Source organism: Legionella micdadei (genome assembly GCF_000953635.1).
Lineage (GTDB): Bacteria > Pseudomonadota > Gammaproteobacteria > Legionellales > Legionellaceae > Tatlockia > Tatlockia micdadei.
On sequence record NZ_LN614830.1, the window covers coordinates 1,401,803 to 1,422,319 of the forward strand.

The following is a 20,517-nucleotide window of genomic DNA, read 5'->3' on the forward strand; positions in this document are numbered from 1 at the left end:
TTATTCTATTTCTTCTGCTTGATCAATAATCACATTAAATGTTGCTGAAGCCATACCACACGCGTTCTTTGCTTTAACAGTCACATTAAATTGATCTTCAAGTTTGGCGTTAATATGAATTTCGCCTGATTGCGGATTAATCGAAACAATGTTTTTGGGGTTAAATGGATGTGCTGACACAGAATACGTTAAATTGGTTCCGGTAAATGCCTCTTCAGTAGGGATAACCGCAGTATTGGGGGCATTAATAGCCCAATCGATCAAGGGCTTAACAATTTTCGGCTTGAGGCAGGGCAGTATTGTGGTGGCATTATCTGCATAGAGTGTTGAGCAGAAATAAAGTGTCAATAGGCTGGCAAGCAGTTTATAGGCAGTCATTTTCCTTATCTCCTGCTACTGCATTCACCTAAAATATAGGAGACCTCGTCACATTTTTCCATTGACACAGTGCTTGCTCTGCGCCATTCGAAGCTAGAGTACCTGTCATCTATAATTAATATGACGAGGTATTGATGATATTGTTATGAAATTAACTTCGATTCAACTGGCGCATTATGTTATTAAGTCGCTAGAGTATGGCAATTATCTTACTGAGAATAGTATAGAAATTCTAAAGGAGAATAAATTAATCCAAATTTTTCTTGAGAAAGACGAGGAGCAGCTTGTTCATTGGCTCAACCATTCCCAATTAAAACATGAATTGGAAAAATATTTAACGGCAGCCTTTAATCAAATGGATTATGATCCCAACCCTGCCCAAGCCGCAATTATCAACGCTATTCTAAAAAAACATGTCAATAACTTAATAAAAAAACAAACTGTTGATGAATTTTTTGTCAAAAAAGTTGATCCTGTGGAGAAGTAACCTCAATTTTGTTGGGCTATCTTATGTATCTGGCTTTTTTGCATATTATTAATCCATTTCTCTCTGTTGAGTTTACCCATATCAGCTTCCTTAATGACGTAATGGATAATATAAAGTCCGTCATTACCTCTTTTAACAATTTGTAATTCATTTTGTTTAAAATTTTCAGGTGAAAAAATGCGAAATTCGAAAATAACTTGTTGTGGTGTGTCATTAATTACATTAATAATCGGTTGAAAACCAGCGTCTTTCAATTGCTTAATGGCGAAATCCATATATTGTTTAGGGGTGATGGTATTTTGAATGCCTGGAATAAATTGACTGGTTACAAGTTCATGCCACTGGTTGATGTTATTGCCGGCAGGAATGTATTCTACTGTTGTAATCTCATCAGTTTTCTTGCCCCAAACTGCTTGCCAAGGGCGATCATCAAAAATAATCGTTTGAGTTTCATAATCTTTGATTTTAGGGTCAACTACAGAAGAGCCAGATGTAGGTTCATTAGTGCAATAAAGTGCATTCTTATAGGTGTAGAACTCAACACATTCTGCATTGTTTTCCTGGGTAACTTTGATTAATGATTGAGGATCCACGCCAGCTTGTGCATTAAGCATAAAAGACAGTAGCGTAATCGAAGAGATTAATCCTAATAATTTATCCGTTTTCATTTTTCGAAGTGATTGAGTGAACAATGCTAGAGTATAGGATGTTTATGAAGAGTAAAGAATAGATTTTCTCTGAAAATTGAAAAATGAAGTTTTTAATTGACAGAAATAGGGGAAATACCCCTAAAATTTGTGCTAGGCTAAATTTTAGGAGGTGTTTCGCTTAAAAGCCAGAGAGGACTATTTTCCCGCGCGATTTGCCGGATATAAGCAATTCATGCGCTTTGTTTAAGTTAGCCGCATTAATAGAGCCAAAATGCTGGTTGAGAGTGGTTTTAATAACCCCTTTATCCACTAATTCCGCAACCTGAGTTAATATTCGGTACTGATTAATCATGTCATGAGTTTTATACATCGAACGGGTGAACATCATTTCCCAGTGAATGGAAAGGCTTTTTAACTTAAATATTCTGAAATCCAGATTCTCAGGGTCATCAATTAAGGCAAATTTAGCTTGTGGTTTAAGGCAATTAACCAATTCAACTGCGTGTTCGCCGCTGTGTGTTAAACTTATGACATAATCGACTTGACCAAGCCCTAATTTTTCTAACTGTTCCAACATTGGCTTATTATGGTCAATGACATAATGAGCACCGTGCTCTTTGATCCATTTCTGGGATTCTTCACGTCCAGCAGTACCGATAACGGTTAACTCTGTCAGTTTGCGCGCAAGTTGTACCAATACGGAGCCTACTCCCCCTGCAGCCCCTGTAATGAGTAAACTTCCCTTCTGATTAGGAGTGATAGTTAATCGGTCAAATAAAATTTCCCAGGCGGTAATGGAAGTTAACGGCAAAGCGGCAGCTTGCTCAAAGGACAAGTTTTTCGGCTTTAATCCAACAATTCGTTCATCAATCAGGCAAAATTCACTGTTGCAGCCTGCACGGGTTACATCGCCTGCAAACCAAACCTCGTCACCTGGTTTGAAAAGAATGACCCTGTCACCAATCTCCTTAACAACCCCCGATGCATCCCACCCCAGTATGCGGTGATGTCCTTCCTCAAGCTGTATTCGTTTACGCATTTTGTAATCGATAGGATTCACTGCAATGGCCTTAACCTCTATTAATAAATCGTGGCCAGTGGGTTTGGGTACTGGTAATTCTAGGTCGGCAAGTGGATTAATTGCTTCATTGGGTTTTGCTTTTATACAGCCAATCGCCTTCATACGATGTCCTTTAATTTTGAGTTTATGTGATTCCCGCTGATGAATTAACTAAAGCCTAACAATCCTGTGGTATTCTAAGCAAACAATTTAAGGAGTTGTTATGAAAAATCAAGTCATGTATCAAGTTGATGCGTTTACATCAACACTATTTTCAGGTAATCCCGCAGCGGTTTGTCCGTTAAGTGAATGGCTGAGTGATGATTTGATGCAGGCAATTGCAAACGAAAATAACTTGTCAGAAACTGCATTTATTGTGAGGGAAGGGGAACATTACCGAATCCGCTGGTTTACTCCGAACGCTGAAGTGGCACTCTGTGGACATGCAACTCTCGCTTCCGCTTTTGTGGTATTTGAAATGCTGGGACACGAAAGCGATACCGTCATTTTTAATAGTTTAAGTGGTCAACTGCAAGTCACCAAGCAGCAAGAGCAATTACAAATGGATTTCCCTGCTTTGCCTTACAAGCCAATTACCCCTTCACCGGCGCTCCTTAACGCCATGAATGTATCGCCAAAAGAAGTTTATGAAAGCACCTTTGATTTATTGTTGATTTTTGATGATGAAATGAAGGTAAAAGAAGCGAAGCTTGATCTTAATGCTATAGCCCAATTACAAAATAGGGGTGTTATTTTATCCTCTCCTTCAACAACTGCCGATGTTTATTCACGGTGTTTTTATCCAGGTTGCGATGTTCCAGAGGATCCTGTAACCGGTTCTGCTCATTGCGTTATTGCACCTTATTGGTCCAAACGATTTGGAAAAAAATCGATTCATGCATTGCAAGGTGGTAAGCGACAAGGAGAGCTTTTATGCGAAGTGAAGGGTGATCGAGTTATGCTATCAGGAAACTGCCGCCTTTATTTACAAGGCCATATTATGTTGTCGTGAGAAGGAATTGGGAAAAGCGAAGGGGCTCCTTTCGCTGCGTTCGGGATGAAGGCGATTTCAAAGACTTGTAGTATACTTTAAAAAAATACTCCAGATGGACCCTTATATGATGAGAACGATATTAGGTAGTTTATTGTTGTTTTGGGGCGCCTTAGCTACTGCTGCCGCATCAGATCCTATGACAGTTAATGTCGATCCAAAGCAATCAAAATTTCAGGTTACCTTATCTTCAAATCCAACAACAGGTTACCAATGGACGGTGACTAAGTACGATAAATCCCTTTTACAACTTGTATCAAGCCAATACATTGCTCCACAATCAAAATTAATTGGTGCAGGAGGGCAGATGATGTTTACTTTTGAGTTGGTTGGAGGCAAAACGTATCCTGCAAGTACGACTATTAACTTCAAATACGCCCGTCCTTGGGAACCAGAAAATGGTAGTTCGAAAACAGTAACTGTTAATTTTAAGAGCATCAATAACTAACTTATTAAATACTCTATTTTCCCATTGTTTTTAACACGCTGATAAGGTACTTTATTTTCTGAATTTTCTGATTAGGGATGATAAATGAAACGGCTTTGTCTTAAGTCCGGTACCTTTGCTCTAATGTCTTTATTCTTAAATCAATCTTTCTCGCATGCCGTGACTTTCTATGGTTTAGAAAGCATAAAACATTATCATGGTAATGAGAGAGGGTCTTTTTTTGTTCAACTTGGAAATTTCTCAGCCAAATTAAATGCCTATCATTTTCAGGAAAAAATGCAGGCGAAAATCGAACACACTGTTAAAATTGAACGCAGAGGTGGAAATTATGTGGTGATGGTTGGTCCTTTAAGTTCCATAACCGAAGTAAGAAAAGTAGTCCTACAAGCAAGGTCAAGGTTTGTCCGAAAACAAGTCCCGAGAGCATCCATTTTTAAGCGAGGGCAAAAGGGCCTTGCAGCAACGAATACAAAAAAAATCATATTGGAGAAGGAGCCACTGGAAAAAGAACCGCCGGTTGAACATTTTGCTTTAATTAATGAAAACTGGTACATCGGTGTTTTAGGGGGTGTTCAATGGAATGATATTACCCAGAAGATAACCGTCAATAATGGGTCTAATGCTCAATCCCCATACAACCAAGATACTTTCCTTACCGGGGTGCATGATCAGGCCTTTGCAGGAGCTGCTGGAGGGTATCGTTGGGAGCTTAATAACAGTTGGGTACCTGCAGTGGCTTTGGGGTTACGTTATCACCGAGTTTTCGCCCGTGATGTAGGTAAATCAATTCTTCAATACTCAATGCTCGAATTTGGCAATTATAACTACAGTTGGCAAATATACTCCGATGTCGCATTGGCAACAGCAAAAGTCAATTTTTTTCAATATAGGGTGTTTTCTCCCTATTTAAGCGGGGGATTTGGTGCTGCTTTTAACAGAGCCCGCGGCTACAGTGAAGCTGCCTTATCAGGAGTCACACCACGAATCAGCCCCGCTTTTGCAGACAATTGGACTACTCAATTTGCCTACAATTTGGGAGCGGGTCTAGACCTTCAGCTTGGTAGCCGTTTTATTGTCTCCTTGGGGTATGAGTACCAAGATCTTGGTAGTGTGTCGTCTGGAAGTGGGATGGGCACTTGGGCAGGGCAATCACTTAATTTAGGGGATTATAAATCCAATGCTGCCATGTTAAGTGTGAGTTATTTATTAGGTGATCGTTAGCTAAAGTGGCTTATTCTACTGGGCCTGCCACCTATTACTGTAAGGATTTGGAGGAATAATGGGTATTGTTCGTATAGCCCTAATATGGGTTTTGTCCTTTTTTTATGCCCAAGGGAGCATAGCAGCCATCGATCCAGTTGCTTGGTCTCTTCAGCCTGCAACAGGGTTTTCTCCAATAGCTCCTGGAGGCAATTCCACTGTGCTCTACACGCTTTTTAATAATCTCCCTTTTATTACAACAATAAATACGACATTCACCAAAAGCCCTGAGTGGTTTTTTATTCAAGATAGTTGCAATGGCGCGCCCTTGTTACCTGGTGGCTTTTGTATGATAGCGATCACTTTTTTACCGCAAGCAGAGGGGACATCTTTTATCCAGCTGACTTATGGTTACCATAATAATCGAATTCCCTTGAATCCTTTATTTGCTGTTGCTCAACGAGTCACTCCTCCTACGCCTAATTGCATCTCATCGCCAACAGTGACTTTACCCTTGCCGACAAATGTTTTTCAGTTTTCTGATAATATAGTGCAGTATACTTTCACCAATACATGTCCCACAAATGCCTCAATAGGACTGGTAAATGTAAACGCCACGCTCGGTAATACATTGCTCGCTTCCAATGCCCAGGTAACGCTAACTGTTGGGAAAGATAATTGCTCGAATAAAACACTTTCTCCTTTTGGAAGCTGTACGGTTTCAGCCTCAGTTATTCCCCAGACAACAGGTACTCTGACTGTAACAGCAGGGACTGTATCCCAAGGAGTTCCTGTAAGCGCTGCAACATCAGCTCCCGTTTCAGCGAATAATTATCAACATACGGTTACTTTTGTTAACCAATGTCCTTTCCCTGTCTGGTATGGTGTGGCAAATGATTCGCCTAACAAATTAGATCCAACTTCTCCGGCAAGCCCTGATGATTATTTGCTGAATGCACAGGTTCCAGGTCAGCCGCCAACCACAAAATCACTTACTTTCCCAGTGGAGTATATTGGAGAATTTTTTGCAAGAACAGGATGTCAAACAATTGGCAATCAGCTTTTTTGTCAAACAGCCCAATGTACCCCTGATGCCCCTCCGAATGGTGGTCGGTGCTTACTTAACCAGGAGCCATCTCCACCTTTTACTAAAATAGAAATGAATTTCTTTAACACGGCTCAAGGAGATGGTTCTTTTGATGGTGTTTATGATATTTCTCTGATTGAAGGATTTAATGTTCCAGTTGAAATGAAGGCGCTTGGCCCGCAAGCAACAGTCACACCATTCCCTCCAGCCAATAATACCGCGTTTCAATGCGGAGGGGCAGGAGCACCTTTTCAGGCGGCTAACCCACCAACACCTGACGCACCTCTAGGATCTTGTCCTTGGGTTGTAACTCCACCAAACAATGGGGTGCTTGCGCCACAATTTTTTAATTTTGTTACGGACGGTGATGAAGCTGCTGGACAAAATAACTGCAGTTGCACTGCCGCAAACCCAGTTTGCGGTATAGCGTTTAAGGCGGCAGATCCGCAAAAAGGGAATTTAATCATGTCTTGTGGCCAGCTCTTAGGTACCTGGGCACTCAAAACGCTGTGCACCCAGCCTTTTGCTACCACAGTGACGCTTACACCTAATAATGATACCCGCCTAAGATACAATTGTGATGAGGATATCAGTACTGTTCCGGGTACTCAGCCAGGCTATACAGCAGGTACTACGCTGTCTGATATTTATGGGTGTAACTTTAACCCTTCGATTCCCACAGTCCTTAATTCCTGCTATAAGTCTGGTGTTTCTAATAATCTATGTTGCGGAGCAGTCGATTGGAATACCACTAACCCCTATGTGACCGCTCAAGATACGCAAGCCAGTGATACCAATTCTGATTGGGGAAGCCCAACTTCAGTTTCACCTATTGTTCCTTCTCCTTATGAGACCATAGTATGGTATAAAAATGCTTGTCCGACAGCGTATAGCTACCCATTTGATGATCACTCAGGTTCTTTTTTCTGTAAACAATCACCTTCAGGGACAAATGTGAAAATGAACTATCAGGTGGTATTTTGTCCAGGCGGGTTAACAGGGCATTAATTCTGATTATTTGCTATTGCAATAAGAGCCTCTGAACCAGGTTATTACCGAGAGTCAGGAGGTTCTCCCCTGCACGCTGGATAACCTGATTATGTTTCCAAGAAGCTAACTGCTAAATTTACCGATTAAGGGGGCGTTATACCCGGAGCTTGTTCATCTTGTGCACGCTTTTTAATGTTTTCCAAAGCTTCTGTGTCTGGTACCACCTGATCGAGGCTAAAATAAGCCCGAGTGATGGGATCGCGCCGTAAAGCTGGGTTGCTCGGACTGCGCTCCCTTATTTGCAAGATGTCGTGTAAATCATACAACTCATTGGATACTCCGCCAGCAAGTAATGGATTGGGTAAACGAACTGGAATTCTAGGGACTCCAAAAGAAATAGGGGAGCGCATTGATTCGCCAAATACACGGGTAGTAACCAATTGCTTAAATTTTTCCTCAAGGTTTTCAGATACGCAGTTTATGATGTGTTTCTGCATGGAACCGCTGAACCTATCCCAACGATCTTTAATTTCATCTGGAATAAGCGCCCAGGTTTTTTCATCGACATTGAGATGATCAGGTTTCTCTTTTTGAACACCCAATAAGGACAGTAGTTTGTGGGGATTCACCGCAGTAATAATTTTAGAAGGGGTAATCACACTGATGTCACTTGTAACCCTAACATTACTGAACCCTTCAACGTAATCAAGTACATCTTTTTCTTGGAGTTTACTCAATAACTTGTCAACGTGTCTTTTTTGAGTTTCAGAGGGTGGATGTTGGCTGCTTTCACGGAGAACTAATTTTGAACCCGTGTAGTCAACCCTATAATTGCTGTCACAATCCAGATGTTTTAATAACAGCTCAAGGATTTCTTTTGTTAGCATGGTTAGCTTTAGTTTAAACTGGCGTCTTCGGACATCATGTAAATTGGAAGCCATTGATTATCTCCAGAGAATCTAAATAATCACTGATTGTAGATTTTTTAAACATCAAGGTCAAGATGAGAGTGGCAAAGTGACCTGACTCATCCATGGCCTTAATCAGACTGCCCGCTAGACAGTCAACATCATTCCACTACCCACCCATTATTATCACTAGTCTCTATGCTTCTTGTGTCTGGCCGCAGGACTGACAATGGTCTTATCAAGGCCTTTATTAAACATATCTGCTGAATAAAGCGGGCGAATGGTCACCACCGTTCCTGCGAAATTATTTTTTTTACTCGCTGCTTTAACAAAATCATGATTCAGCCATTTTGCATCTTCAATAAACATGCGGACGCAACCGTGGCTTGCACGATAGCCCGGTATATCCTCTGAACCATGTAAGGCGAACCCTTTATGGAAAAACATGCAATAGGGCATACTTGCCCCTCCTTTCCCTGCAGGAAAAGCATTGGAGACGCAATGCTCGCCTTCTTTGCTAAATACTCTGAATATGCCAGTTAAAGTACGACATGTATTGCTACTATTATCGGAGCATTTATCACTTCCTGATGAAATAGGACCCCATTTAATCAAATGGCCTTGTTCATCATAAGCTGCCCAAGCTAATTTCTCTTGATCAACAATGATTTGATTATCAGAAGAAGGAGGAATCTTTAAAGGAAAAGGGGATAAATCAAACAGGTTGACTGAATTTAAATTTTGCGGAATCGCGATCACTTGGCCTTCATACAAGGGATTATAAGTACGGTTTAATCGCTGAACAAGGTCGCGTTGTGTTTCATCTGGAAATAATTTTTTCCAACTTTCTCCACCTTTAATTTTGATGCACTGATATTGAGGGTATTTGCATAAACCAGTTCCGTAATACGTTGGTTCTGATTCATCTTTTGCTGCTTTCGAAATCACGGGTAATAAGGATATTATTATCAAAATAATTAGTCGCTTCATGATAAAATCCCCATCTATTTTCCATAATGGTGCGGACTTGCTAAAAGAAATTGATAACGACAAACCGTATGAGCCAATAGATAATTAGATTAATGCAAAACAAATTCTACTGCCTCACCAAATTTTTCAATTTCCTTTCACAATTATAGTAATGAACTGATGTGGTTACCAATAAAGCAAGGTTTCATTTGGATTAGGATATTCTTCCTAGAAAATTGAAATCTATTAGTGTGTGTTTTTAAGGAGGTAAAATACAAACCGGCAATATCTTTATCCTTTTTAAAGGGGGTTAATCCTTGGGTGTTCCAGTAAATTATACGTTATGTAATAATTTGACGTCAGGAGGTATTTTTTGCCAAGGATATCCCTTTATCGCTTTAACGTAACCTATATGGTAAAGCTTCTGCATGCGTTTAATATCGAATAATTCATCCGAATCCATATAAAATTCATTAGGAACGTTTGCTAAATTAAAATCAACCTTACCCAAGAGCGCGCATAGATAAATAAAATCGACATCTGCTGCACCTTGCGAGGCGATAACACTCGCTACCGCTTGTTTTCCAATAGCAAATAACTGGGGTTTGACTACCTTATAATGAAACTGATTTTGATTATTACGAATCACATAAATTTTTACCCTTGGGGGTTTAGTTAACTGGAAATGTGCTTTTGCTGTTTGAACATCTGAACCAAGATGGCTTAGAAATACACTGAAAGTCGCTCCACCATCAACATGCATTTCGGTATAAGTTTTTTCATTAGCAATGACGTCAAATTTCACTGGAGGCATGATCACAGGGATGCTCGCAGAAGCGAGCAGAACTTTTCTGAATAATTCAATTTTTTTGGGATTTCTGCTTGCTGCAATTCTCGTCATATCCCAGACAATTAATTTTCTGGAATAAAGATTTGTGGTGCCAACATAGAGTCGACGGCCTTCCTGAAAACCTTTGGCAATATCATTGAGAAGTTTTTCATCAACGTAAGAGGCAATCAAATTTTTCAGGGGTTTTGTATCCATTAAAGAATCAGAACCCGATATTAATGTCCACAATAAAGGTTTTTTGGTTAAAACATCCTTTGTGGTTGTAGTGGTATAGGTTGTTTTAAGCACGCTATCGTATTTAGGACCGGCAAAAGCAAAGGGGGCAATTAAAGCACCAGTGCTTATACCTGTTACCGTTGTAAACTTTGGCCTCGTTCCACTCTTTGTCCAGCCGTTTAATATACCCGTGCCAAATGCGCCATAGTCAGCGCCGCCAGAAATAATCAATAAAGTGAAAACCCCTTTTCGTTGAAACATAGTTTCTGGATAATTTTTAGCTAATTGCTTTACACGTTCAAGGGATTGCCGTTTGATGAGGGGATTCTGATTATTGGTATAATCTGTACGTACATCATTAAAACCAGAGACTACTGCTTTCGATGCAAGCCCGCCAGGCAAGGGGTTGTTGAAATTCCTATATTGGCAGGCTGTTTGGAGCAATAAGATCAAAGATAGCAATAGTACCCGCTTCATCGTAATTCCTTGGTTTTATACCGTACATGATGAACTTTTTAGAGATCAAAGTGTTAATTGACTTAATCCTACTTACAACCCACCGCCTAAAATCAACGGAGTATAACACGGTTCAACTTTTATCCCTATTCTGTGTAATTTCCCTGGCGAATTTGATTTCGACAGGGCAAATGGGCTGCTACAGCCATAGACGGTAATATTACATTCTCTGGACAAAATGTACTGAGTTCTCAACTTGGCATAAAGTAAGCATAAAATTTGCTGCATTTAGTTGTGTAAACATTAGTATTGAGTCAGGAGCAATACGAGTAAAGCTCACACATGGAATTATCTAAAGCAGTTTGGTTGGATTTGTGCTTAATTAGCGTTAATTAAAAATGAAGGAAAATGAAATAGGGGAATAGCATGGGATCAAATCCAGTTTGGAGCCGGACTGCTTTCTTGTTCCAAGGGGGCGGAGCATTAGGTGCTTTCCAGGTAGGCGTTTTCGAGGCTCTGCAAAATGCTGGCTACCATTTTGATTGGGTTAGCGGTATCTCAATCGGAGCGATTAATGCAGCAATTGTTGCTGGAAACCACCCTGAAAATCGATTGCCCAGGCTTAAAAAATTTTGGAATGATATTAGCACCTATGATCCCTTTCAAGCCCTGGATTTATGGCATGAAGATCCCAGCTCACGTAAATTCTACAACTATTGGCATGCGCAGACCACTCTAATTTTTGGACAACCTGGCTTCTTTAAACCTCGGTTGATAAACCCACATTTTTTACTTAATGCCTCACCAGAGACTATAAGTTTTTACGATACATCTGAATTGAGAAATACCCTAGAAACCCTCATTGATTTTGATTTACTCAACAGTGGAAAAACACGCCTTACATTATCAGCAGTTAGGGTTGATAACGGAGAGCAAGTTCTTTTTGATACAAAATATCAAAAAATATACCCTGAACACATCATGGCTAGCGGAGCATTACCCCCAGGTTTCCCTGCAGTCAACATTGACGGTGTCCTTTATTGGGATGGAGGGATTGTTAATAACACTCCGATAGAAGTCATTTTGAATGATTTGCCTCGAGTAAGCACGCTTTGCTTTATGGTGCAATTATTTGATCCAGAAAGTGAGGAGCCAACCAATTTAGACCAAGTCTTGCTAAAACATAAGGATATAAGTTACGCCAGTAATTATAAACGTGTTATTAAATCTTTTTGCGAAGCACATGATTTAAGGCATGCAATAAAAGAGCTCTATGATTTATTACCAGATAAATTAAAAGTAACCGCTAAAGCAAAAAAATTAAGTGCTTTGGGTTGCAGAACAACCATGATAATGGTCCGTTTTCATCGTCATGGTTTAGACACTGATTTATCATCAAAGGACTATGCATTTTCACCCGTTTCAATCAATGAAGGAATCGCATTTGGGCTTAAGCAAGGAAAAGACGCCTTAAAAAATCCAGTTTGGCTAAAGTCCGTTCCGGAGGAGACTGGGGCTGTACTTTATGATGTTTTTCCTCACGAACATTCTACTAAGCAAACGACTTTTAACCACAAAAATAAAAAGAATACCAGAGAATAGCTATAATCGGGCTTAAAGGAATGAGAAGGTGTCATTTTTAAGTAAAAGTAGGGTGTGGGCTATCGCCGAAATAAATAACATGGATTTAATTAGTTAATAGACCAGACCCTAGGTGTTGTTTCACCAATTGTGATAACGCATATCGTAAAAACAGTATGCCATCATTTTGGTTTAATCTTGAACCGTAGCGTTTAAAGATTCCAGTGCCTTACAAAATCGTCCGATTTCTTCTTCAGAATTGTAGTAATGAACCGATGCTCTAACCAATGAAGGAAGGTGCCTTTTTGCTAAATCTAAGCGCGCATAGTCTTGCAGCGAAATTGAAACATTAATATTATTTTTCCTCAGTTGCTCTTGAATGAAACTCGGTTCCCGATCTTTATAAGTAAAAGTAACGATACCACATTTGTTTTTTCCAAGATCGTGAAGAGTTATTCCCTTAATACTGTGTAGCTGCTGCCTTAATCGTTCAGCTAAAGCCTGTATTCTTTGCCAAGTCGAATCGATCCCAAGTTCCAGGGCATAGTCAATCGCAACAGACAACCCAATTTTACCAGCAATATTTTGTTCCCAGGTTTCAAAACGTCGAGCATCACCTCTCAGTTGGTAATCATGGTCAGAAACCCATTGGGCAGCATGAAGATCGACAAAAGGAGGGTTATATTGGTTAATGATGGATTTACGGGCATATAAAAAACCAGTCCCCCGGGGGCCGCGTAAGTATTTGCGCCCTGTCGCACATAAAAAATCACAACCAATTTCTTGTACATCGATAGGCATTTGGCCTACCGATTGGGTTGTATCGACCAAATAAGGAATACCGTGCTTTTTGGCAATTTTTCCTGCTGCAATAATAGGATTGATCAATCCACCCTGGGTAGGCACATGAGTCAGCGCAATTAACTTAACTTTCTCATCCAATTTTTTTTCGAGATCGTCTAAATCAAGTTGCCCTGTTTCGTCATTCCCAACCACTACAATTTCGATACCAACTTGCTTCATTCGATGCAGAAAGGCTAGATAATTACTTGCATATTCACAAAGTGCAGTGATGATCTTGTCTCCTTTCTGAAATTTAAAGCTATAAAAAGCCATATCCCAAGCGCGTGTGGCATTTTCAACGAAAGCAATTTCTTCAGGATGGCAATTTAATAAGCGCGCGGCGTTATGATACAGTTGTTCTGATTTGGTAAAATTATAGTCAGCAGCTTCATAGCCTCCTTTATTGGCTTCCAAATCAAGATGAGCTTTCACTGCATTGAGAACCTGTATCGGAGGAAGGGATGCACCAGCATTATTCAAATGTAATACTTGGTTACAGCCTGGTGTGTCTCGTCTTAGTTTTTCGATTATTAATGAATCCATGTAATATTCCTAGTCAATGCTATAAGTCGATTACGATATTTTATCATCACAAATTTTAAAGTATTTACCTAAGCAAATTGCTTGTTGTTCAGCTATAATAGCCGTTCCTACACAAAAAAGGGCAAACAAAATGCGTAGTTTTTTTTCCTATTTGCTAATCGGCATACTTACCTTCGGGTTAGTGGTCAACGAAGCTTCAGCCAAACGTTTTGGAGGGGGTAGAAGTTTTGGTGTTCAACGTTCCTATAGCAGTCTATTTTCATCACCTGCTAAAGCACAACCCATGAAATCAACGGGAAAGCGTGCAAATACTGGCAAATGGGGCGGTATTTTGGGCGGCTTACTGGCAGGTAGTTTATTAACCAGCTTATTTATGGGACACGGATTAGGAAGCGGGTTGTTGTCTTGGTTAATTTTGGGCTCAATTGCCTTTTTTGTAATTAGTTTTTTGCGTAGAAAAATGCAACCTGGATTTCAATCGGCGCAAACCAACTCGTTTAGGCAGAATCCTTTCAGCAATGCTTCAACTCATGCTTACGCAGGAAATGCTAGCAGTAGTTCTTTTACTACCTATCCTTCAGGATTTGAGCCAGAAGCGTTCTTACGTGACGCAAAAGTAAAATTTATTCGCTTGCAAGCTGCTTATGATCAAAAGAATTTACAAGATTTACATGATTTTACCGCCCCTGAAGTCTTTGCTGAAATTAAAATGCAGCTTGATGAACGGGGAAATGAACCGAATAAAACGGAAGTAACCCACTTAAATGCACAATTACTTGATGTTTCGAAACAAGCTGATTCAACTATGGCAAGTGTACGTTTCACTGGCGTTCTTAATGAAAACGGCGAAGAAACGCAACTCGATGAAATTTGGCATTTCCGTCAATTTTTCAATAGCAAGACATGGGTTGTGGGTGGTATTCAACAAGAGGTTTATGAACCACGATAGAAAGGATGGGCTGGGCTGTCAGGCCCAGCATGCCTTAATTTAGCTATGTTCATAAACGCGTATCCGATGGCCATCGTGATCGACAGCAACGAAATTAAGGCCAAAATCCATTCTGATAGGTTCTTGGATAATTGATAATCCTCTTTTTTGCCAGTTGCCATACAGCTCATGAACAGCCTCAGGGTTTGCAACTAAAATAGCTAACTCAGATCCGCCTCCTAGAGAAGGGGATGCAGCAGGTTCGACTGTATCCCTGGACCAAAGACCAAGTCTAAATCCATTTTCGAGTGAAAACATGACAAAAGTAGGCGAAGACTCAACAGGACTAATTTTAAGCAGGTTACTATAGAAATCAGCACTGGCAAGAGGATTAGCCACATATAAAATAACGAAATTAGGATTAAGCATAGTTATTCTCCGATTAATGTTGTGGAGTCTCAATCCTAGACTAAGCTACTGCCAGATTTTGTCAGTAGTGTTTGAGATATTATTGGACAGGTATGCTATTTAATTCGCGCCACTCTTTAAGAAGAGTCTGACGTCTTTTGGGATAGCGATGCTTGATTAAGTCAAGCTTTTTAATACGATCAATACGAAAATGGCGAAAAGCTTGACGAATTTCGCACCACGCCGCTAAAACACGTACTTGATCAAAAAAGCCAATTGCGAAAGGCCAAATCACCCGTTCGGTTTCACTGTCTTTAAGATCAACATAAGCAATTTCAAGTTTATACTCAAAACGGATGGCTTTGCGGATTAATGCCTGTTCTTCATCCCCAGTTGGGGTTTCATGTCCAGGGCCAACGAGAAGGCCGGCTGTTTCGAGTGTATTGCGTAAATCATCAGGGAGTACGGCGGCAATTTTTGACAAAGCATTAAGTGAAGACAGGGCTAATCGAGAGTCAGTTCTTTTTGCTACCCATCGCGAACCAAGTACTAAGGCTTCAAGCTCTTCTTCCGAAAACATCAAAGGCGGTAACATAAAGCAAGGCCGTAAACGATAACCCACTCCTGGTTCACCATCAATTTGCGCACCTTGTGCTTGTAAAGTCTGAATATCCCGATAGAGTGTCCGCAAACTAATACCTAGTTCGGAAGCTAATGCTGATCCGCTGACCGGGTATCGATGGCGGCGTAGGATTTGTAACAAATCAAGAAGACGTTCTGTGCGGGACAAGGTGGAATCCGAATAAAATCGAGAAGGGAATATTGCCACATTTTGGCTGATTGGGACAATAGATAAATTAAGAACCAAGTGAATCTCGTCTCATCACGAATGGATTACCTCCAGTTTGCATTGCTACTCAATAGCCATTGGATTAAACTTCCTAAAGATTGACTTTCATTTTTTCACGAGGACACGTAGTATTTGCAGAATTTCCACTGAATGAGGGGGTTCAATGCAAAAACTCTTTTCTTACGGTACATTGCAACTTGAGTCCGTACAACTAGCAACTTTTGCAAGACGTTTGGAGGGTAGAAAGGACAGTCTAAAGGGTTATGTCTTAAGGGATTTGCAAATCACCGATCCTCATGTTCTTAAGGTGAGTGGAAAGGCTGTGCATCAGATTTTAGTACTAACCAACCAAGAAAATGATCAGGTTGAGGGGATGGTATTTGATTTAACTGAAGCAGAATTAGTGAAAGCAGACGAGTATGAAGTCGATGACTACGTGCGCATTAAGGTTTGTTTGGTGTCAGGCATAGAAGCTTGGGTGTATGCCCATCGCTCGACACTAGGCTAGGGTGGAGAGCCGGTTAGTGGCCCTCCTTTTTAACATCTTTCTTGGGGCTGCTGCAGACTAAACGAACCAACTTACGGAACTGTCTTCGCTCTTCTAAAAGGCAAATACCGCGGTTCCCAAAATAAATCCTGAATTAACTTCTCTAAATCTGCATCTTGGTTTTTTTGCGCTAAGCCCTCGGTTACCGCAGTTTTTGCCACAGCCACAGCAATGTGTTTAGCAACGGATTGTGCGTCATTAAGGGAGGGGAGTAAGGGGGCAAAACTGTCTTTTTTACAAGGTGCGTATTCGCTTAACGTTGAAGCGGCAGCCCAAATCATTTCTTTAGATAATCGTGAGGCTTGTACCGCAATTACGCCTAAACCTATTCCTGGAAAGACTAGAGCATTATTGCACTGGGCAATTTCGATTAAACGGTTTTGGTACTCTATTGCGGGAAAAGCAGTTCCTGTTGCTATTAAAGCTTTACCCTGGCTCCAAGTTAAAATATCTGTTGGTTGTGCTTCACATTTTTCATCGGGATTTGAAAGCGGAAAAATAATAGGGCGCTCACAGGTTGAGGACATAATTTCGATAATTTCCTGGGAAAAAGCGCCAGGCTGTGCTGAACACCCTATTAAAATGGTCGGCTTAATCTGCCTGACAGTGTCAGTCAAACTTGGTAGCTGCTTATTGTGAGTAGGCCAAAGATTTATTTCGCTTGCTTCTCGAGCATAGGGTTTTTGTGCTTCAGTAAGTTCTAAATCAGAGTTCACTAAAAGCCCTTGACGATCAATAAGCCAAAAGCGTTTATAGGCCTCTTCTTTCCCCAATCCTTGTCTAACCATGGCATCAATGATCTGATCACTGATACCTGTTCCTGCAGAGCCTGCACCAAAGACTACAATTCGATGATCAATGAGGTTTATGCCAGTCACATCACATGCGGCTAATAAGGCAGACAAAGTGACAGCCCCTGTTCCTTGTATATCATCGTTAAAGGTACATAATTCGTTTTGATATTTATCTAAAATCCGTCTAGCATTGCTGCGCCCAAAATCTTCCCAATGTAAGAAGGCATTCGGAAAGTGTTTGCGCACGGCTTCAATGAAGATTTGAATAAAAGCATCATATTCTTCACGATCAATACGCGGGTGTTGGCAGCCAAGATATAAAGGGTCATTGAGCAATTCTTGATTATTCGTTCCCACATCCAGGAAAACGGGCAAAGTGCGAATAGGGTTAATGCCGCCGCACAAGGAGTAAACCATGAGTTTGGCAACAGGAATATCCATTCCGCCAATCCCTTGATCGCCAATACCCAAAACCCCTTCTCCATCAGTGACTACAATTAAGTCGATTTCAGGGTTCGAACGATTATTAATAATTTCTTCAATTTGGTTTTTATCAGAATGAGCAATGTATAAACCGCGTGGCTGGCGGTATTCATGACTGAAACGTTTAACAGCAGTACCCACAATAGGAGTATAAATTGTAGGCAGCATTTCCCCTAAATACCTGCTTAGCAACTTATAAAACAAGACCTGATTTTTGTCGTGTAAGTTATTTAGGTAAATATTTTGTTGTAGACGGGTTTTGTAGCTGGAATATTGTAAATAACTTCGCTTTACTTGTTCATCTAATGTTTCTACTCGATGAGGTAACTTACCAAGTAAACCAAAAGCACGCCGTTCTTCATGGGTAAAGGCAGTGCCTTTGTTAAGTTGTGGAATTGTGAGCAAGGGTTTACCGTAAGTACCTGTTTCTACACAGAGTTCTCCCGTTTGCTCGTCTCGAATAATTTTGAAGTCTAACATAATTCGTTTTTATCAAATTTAAAGGACATAACGATAGCTAATAAACAACATTTATTCAATGTGGTAAAAAATTAAAGTCGCAAAATTGGCAACTAACATGGCTTTAGCTTACTACAAGTGGTAACATCGGGGATTTTATTAGTAACACCCAGAGGTTGGTAATGATAAAGTACCTGTTTATGGCCTTTATACCATTGGTTTTAGTTGCTTGTTCGACTCAGGATGAACAATACTATCGAACACATCCCCAAGCCTTGCAAGAAGCCATTAAAAATTGTCCTGCAGAACAGCCATCCCGACTCAAATGTGAGGAACTAGCAGGTATTGCAACCTCTGTGAACAAACTCGCTTTTCAATTGCAAGCCAATCCCCAAGCATTTGGCAAGAAAATACTATCGCTACAAGAAACATTAGCTACCCAACAAGCTACTTTGAAGGCAAACCCTAACCAACCTGAGCTTAGGGAAACGGTGAAAAAGACTGAAGAATCGCTAGCTGAGTGCCTAGCGATAGTAAGATGGTTAGAATCCCCAGAGAGTTAGTATGAGAATTTTAGTAAGTAATGATGATGGTGTGTATGCTCCGGGCATAAGGGCACTTGCAAATGAAATGTCCGCCATTGCGGAAGTGGTGGTGGTTGCCCCTGATAGAAATCGCAGTGGGGCAAGCAATTCCCTCACTTTGACGAGGCCGCTTAGGATCAAGCAATTAGATAATGGCTATTACAGTGTAGAGGGAACACCAACCGATTGCGTGCATCTCGCTTTAACAGGATTTCTAGACCCCATTGCAGACATGGTTGTTTCTGGAATCAATGATGGCGCTAATCTGGGTGATGATATTCTTTACTCTGGAACAGTTGCTGCTGCAATGGAAGGTAGATATTTGGGTTTGCCAGCAATTGCATATTCGATGGTTGGGGAAAATATTCAGCATTACGACACTGCAGCGGCAATTGCCCGGCAATTAGTTATTAAAATGCGTGCTAATCTGTTGCCGTCTCAAACTATCTTAAATGTAAATATTCCCGACCTGCCTTTAGAAAAAATTAGAGGGATCGAAGTAACGCGTTTGGGTACTCGCCATGCAGCAGAACCTGTTGTCAAAGAATATGATCCTCGTGGGCGCCCCATATATTGGGTAGGGCCTTCCGGTGTTGAAGCCGATGCTGGTCCAGGGACTGATTTTTATGCCATTGCTCAAAATTGTGTATCGATTACCCCTCTACAGCTTGATATGACTCATTACAAAGTATTTGATACTTTATCTGCTTGGGTAAATGAAATTAATTGGGGAATATAAGCAGCGCATGGCATACCATCATTTTCTTCATTCAATCTGATGCCCAGCAAATAAAATGATAGTTATGCTCTAGGCTGCTTAATTTGCATTTTTCTATGGCCTTACAATGAGATAATAGATAAAGTGTAGCGTTTATTAGCATCGTGTTCTTTATCCGAGAGAAAATATGTACAAATTGTGCGTATTAGCATTAATAATTTTGCTTACTGCTTGTACAACGAGACAAAGCCTAGCGCCTGTGGTTGAGTTAAAATGGAAACCGCATAATCCAAATCAAACCACTCATATCGTCCAGCGTGGCGAAACGCTTTACGCAGTTGCTTTTCGCTATGATTTAGACTACAGGCAACTTGCCGCAATTAACCGGTTGCACAGACCTTATGCATTACGGGTTGGACAGGTTCTCCGGGTTAGAGGAATAGCTCCCCGTACCCAATTTTTGCCAGCCAAGCCAATGCGTATCCAGCAGAGCGTTACCCGGGCTAAGCCAAATAGATATTTTTATCCCAAAACGCGTCAATACCGATCAGTAGCAGCTCAAGGACAACACTGGATCTGGCCAGTCAATGGCCGGGTTGCTGCCCGATTTGCTCCCCAACAAGGAAAAAAAGGCATAGATATTGCTGGTAAAAAAGGTGAAAAGATACGTGCTTCCTCGGGCGGGGTGGTTGCTTATGCAGGTAGTGGTCTTTCTGGTTATGGAAATTTGATTATCATCAAACATAATGACCAATACCTCACTGCTTACGGGAATAATTCAAAAAATATTGTCAAGGAAGGGCAAAGCGTTAAAGCTGGACAGATTATTGCCGAAATGGGTGTTATAGATAGGAAATATTGGGGTGTCCATTTCGAAATTAGGAAGGCTGGAAAACCTGTTAATCCTCTGGATTATTTAAAGGGTTAAGAAGCGAGGTGGTTGAAAAATGAATAATTTGCACATATTTTATATACCATAATGCAATGAAGCAGTGTTTTTTCTTACTGAGATATGAACACATAGGTGAA

Annotated in this window: 21 protein-coding genes; 11 read left to right on the top strand and 10 right to left on the bottom strand. The window is 40.6% G+C overall.

What is annotated here, in order from left to right; genetic code table 11:
• Complete coding sequence (locus tag LMI_RS06230) at positions 1 to 378, bottom strand: cadherin repeat domain-containing protein (RefSeq protein ID WP_045099023.1); 378 nt, start codon at positions 376 to 378, stop codon at positions 1 to 3.
• A gap of 145 nt (positions 379 to 523) precedes the next feature.
• On the opposite strand from LMI_RS06230, the gene LMI_RS06235 reads away from it, so the two are divergent.
• A complete protein-coding gene (locus LMI_RS06235) occupies positions 524 to 865 on the top strand; it encodes a hypothetical protein (protein ID WP_045099024.1) in 342 nt (113 codons plus the stop codon).
• Between the two features lie 2 nt (positions 866 to 867).
• On the opposite strand, the gene LMI_RS06240 is transcribed toward LMI_RS06235, so the two are convergent.
• Entirely contained in the window at positions 868 to 1,533 is a 666-nt protein-coding gene (locus LMI_RS06240; protein WP_052679473.1) for a hypothetical protein, read from the bottom strand.
• Between the two features lie 160 nt (positions 1,534 to 1,693).
• A complete protein-coding gene (locus LMI_RS06245; RefSeq protein WP_045099026.1) occupies positions 1,694 to 2,698 on the bottom strand; it encodes a zinc-binding alcohol dehydrogenase family protein in 1,005 nt (334 codons plus the stop codon).
• A 100-nt stretch (positions 2,699 to 2,798) separates the two neighbouring features.
• On the opposite strand from LMI_RS06245, the gene LMI_RS06250 reads away from it, so the two are divergent.
• From LMI_RS06250 to LMI_RS06265, 4 genes are all read left to right on the top strand, one after another.
• Positions 2,799 to 3,587 (top strand): PhzF family phenazine biosynthesis protein, encoded by a 789-nt coding sequence (locus LMI_RS06250; protein ID WP_045099027.1) that lies wholly within the window; start codon positions 2,799 to 2,801, stop codon positions 3,585 to 3,587.
• A 106-nt stretch (positions 3,588 to 3,693) separates the two neighbouring features.
• Positions 3,694 to 4,074, top strand: a complete 381-nt coding sequence (locus tag LMI_RS06255; protein WP_231852257.1) for a protease inhibitor I42 family protein — start codon at positions 3,694 to 3,696, stop codon at positions 4,072 to 4,074.
• An 84-nt stretch (positions 4,075 to 4,158) separates the two neighbouring features.
• Entirely contained in the window at positions 4,159 to 5,295 is a 1,137-nt protein-coding gene (locus tag LMI_RS14865; protein ID WP_052679474.1) for an SPOR domain-containing protein, read from the top strand.
• A gap of 58 nt (positions 5,296 to 5,353) precedes the next feature.
• The gene (locus LMI_RS06265) at positions 5,354 to 7,369 is read left to right on the top strand and encodes a thaumatin family protein (protein ID WP_045099028.1); all 2,016 of its coding nucleotides are present in this window, start codon (positions 5,354 to 5,356) and stop codon (positions 7,367 to 7,369) included.
• A gap of 125 nt (positions 7,370 to 7,494) precedes the next feature.
• Here LMI_RS06265 and LMI_RS06270 read toward each other — a convergent pair whose 3' ends face one another.
• From LMI_RS06270 to LMI_RS06280, 3 genes are all read right to left on the bottom strand, one after another.
• Positions 7,495 to 8,292 carry a hypothetical protein gene (locus tag LMI_RS06270; protein ID WP_045099029.1) on the bottom strand — a complete coding sequence of 266 codons (798 nt, stop codon included), beginning with the start codon at positions 8,290 to 8,292 and terminating at the stop codon, positions 7,495 to 7,497.
• A 156-nt stretch (positions 8,293 to 8,448) separates the two neighbouring features.
• Positions 8,449 to 9,249, bottom strand: a complete 801-nt coding sequence (locus LMI_RS06275) for a L,D-transpeptidase (protein WP_045099030.1) — start codon at positions 9,247 to 9,249, stop codon at positions 8,449 to 8,451.
• Between the two features lie 313 nt (positions 9,250 to 9,562).
• Positions 9,563 to 10,771, bottom strand: coding sequence for a patatin-like phospholipase family protein (locus tag LMI_RS06280; RefSeq protein ID WP_045099031.1), 1,209 nt, complete (start codon positions 10,769 to 10,771; stop codon positions 9,563 to 9,565).
• Between the two features lie 405 nt (positions 10,772 to 11,176).
• On the opposite strand from LMI_RS06280, the gene LMI_RS06285 reads away from it, so the two are divergent.
• A complete protein-coding gene (locus LMI_RS06285) occupies positions 11,177 to 12,352 on the top strand; it encodes a patatin-like phospholipase family protein (protein WP_045099032.1) in 1,176 nt (391 codons plus the stop codon).
• Positions 12,353 to 12,523: 171 nt separating this feature from the next.
• On the opposite strand, the gene LMI_RS06290 is transcribed toward LMI_RS06285, so the two are convergent.
• Positions 12,524 to 13,717 (bottom strand): aminotransferase class V-fold PLP-dependent enzyme, encoded by a 1,194-nt coding sequence (locus LMI_RS06290; protein ID WP_045099033.1) that lies wholly within the window; start codon positions 13,715 to 13,717, stop codon positions 12,524 to 12,526.
• A 130-nt stretch (positions 13,718 to 13,847) separates the two neighbouring features.
• Here LMI_RS06290 and LMI_RS06295 point away from each other — a divergent pair, with 130 nt between their 5' ends.
• A complete protein-coding gene (locus LMI_RS06295; protein WP_045099034.1) occupies positions 13,848 to 14,666 on the top strand; it encodes a Tim44 domain-containing protein in 819 nt (272 codons plus the stop codon).
• A gap of 39 nt (positions 14,667 to 14,705) precedes the next feature.
• On the opposite strand, the gene LMI_RS06300 is transcribed toward LMI_RS06295, so the two are convergent.
• Positions 14,706 to 15,074 (bottom strand): VOC family protein, encoded by a 369-nt coding sequence (locus LMI_RS06300; RefSeq protein WP_045099035.1) that lies wholly within the window; start codon positions 15,072 to 15,074, stop codon positions 14,706 to 14,708.
• A 79-nt stretch (positions 15,075 to 15,153) separates the two neighbouring features.
• Positions 15,154 to 15,921, bottom strand: coding sequence for a helix-turn-helix transcriptional regulator (locus LMI_RS06305; RefSeq protein ID WP_231852258.1), 768 nt, complete (start codon positions 15,919 to 15,921; stop codon positions 15,154 to 15,156).
• A 145-nt stretch (positions 15,922 to 16,066) separates the two neighbouring features.
• Here LMI_RS06305 and LMI_RS06310 point away from each other — a divergent pair, with 145 nt between their 5' ends.
• Positions 16,067 to 16,411, top strand: coding sequence for a gamma-glutamylcyclotransferase family protein (locus LMI_RS06310; RefSeq protein WP_045099036.1), 345 nt, complete (start codon positions 16,067 to 16,069; stop codon positions 16,409 to 16,411).
• A gap of 71 nt (positions 16,412 to 16,482) precedes the next feature.
• Here the strand turns inward: LMI_RS06310 and LMI_RS06315 are convergent, their stop codons facing one another.
• Positions 16,483 to 18,207, bottom strand: coding sequence for an NAD-dependent malic enzyme (locus tag LMI_RS06315; RefSeq protein WP_045099037.1), 1,725 nt, complete (start codon positions 18,205 to 18,207; stop codon positions 16,483 to 16,485).
• Between the two features lie 179 nt (positions 18,208 to 18,386).
• Here LMI_RS06315 and LMI_RS06320 point away from each other — a divergent pair, with 179 nt between their 5' ends.
• The 3 genes from LMI_RS06320 to LMI_RS06330 all read left to right on the top strand — a co-directional run bounded on the left by LMI_RS06320 (position 18,387) and on the right by LMI_RS06330 (position 20,416).
• Positions 18,387 to 18,749: a hypothetical protein gene (locus LMI_RS06320; RefSeq protein WP_231852259.1), complete on the top strand. Its 363-nt coding sequence runs from the start codon at positions 18,387 to 18,389 to the stop codon at positions 18,747 to 18,749.
• A 1-nt stretch (position 18,750) separates the two neighbouring features.
• Positions 18,751 to 19,509, top strand: coding sequence for a 5'/3'-nucleotidase SurE (surE, locus tag LMI_RS06325; RefSeq protein ID WP_045099039.1), 759 nt, complete (start codon positions 18,751 to 18,753; stop codon positions 19,507 to 19,509).
• A 166-nt stretch (positions 19,510 to 19,675) separates the two neighbouring features.
• Positions 19,676 to 20,416 (top strand): peptidoglycan DD-metalloendopeptidase family protein, encoded by a 741-nt coding sequence (locus tag LMI_RS06330; protein ID WP_045099040.1) that lies wholly within the window; start codon positions 19,676 to 19,678, stop codon positions 20,414 to 20,416.
• Positions 20,417 to 20,517: the final 101 nt, after the last annotated feature.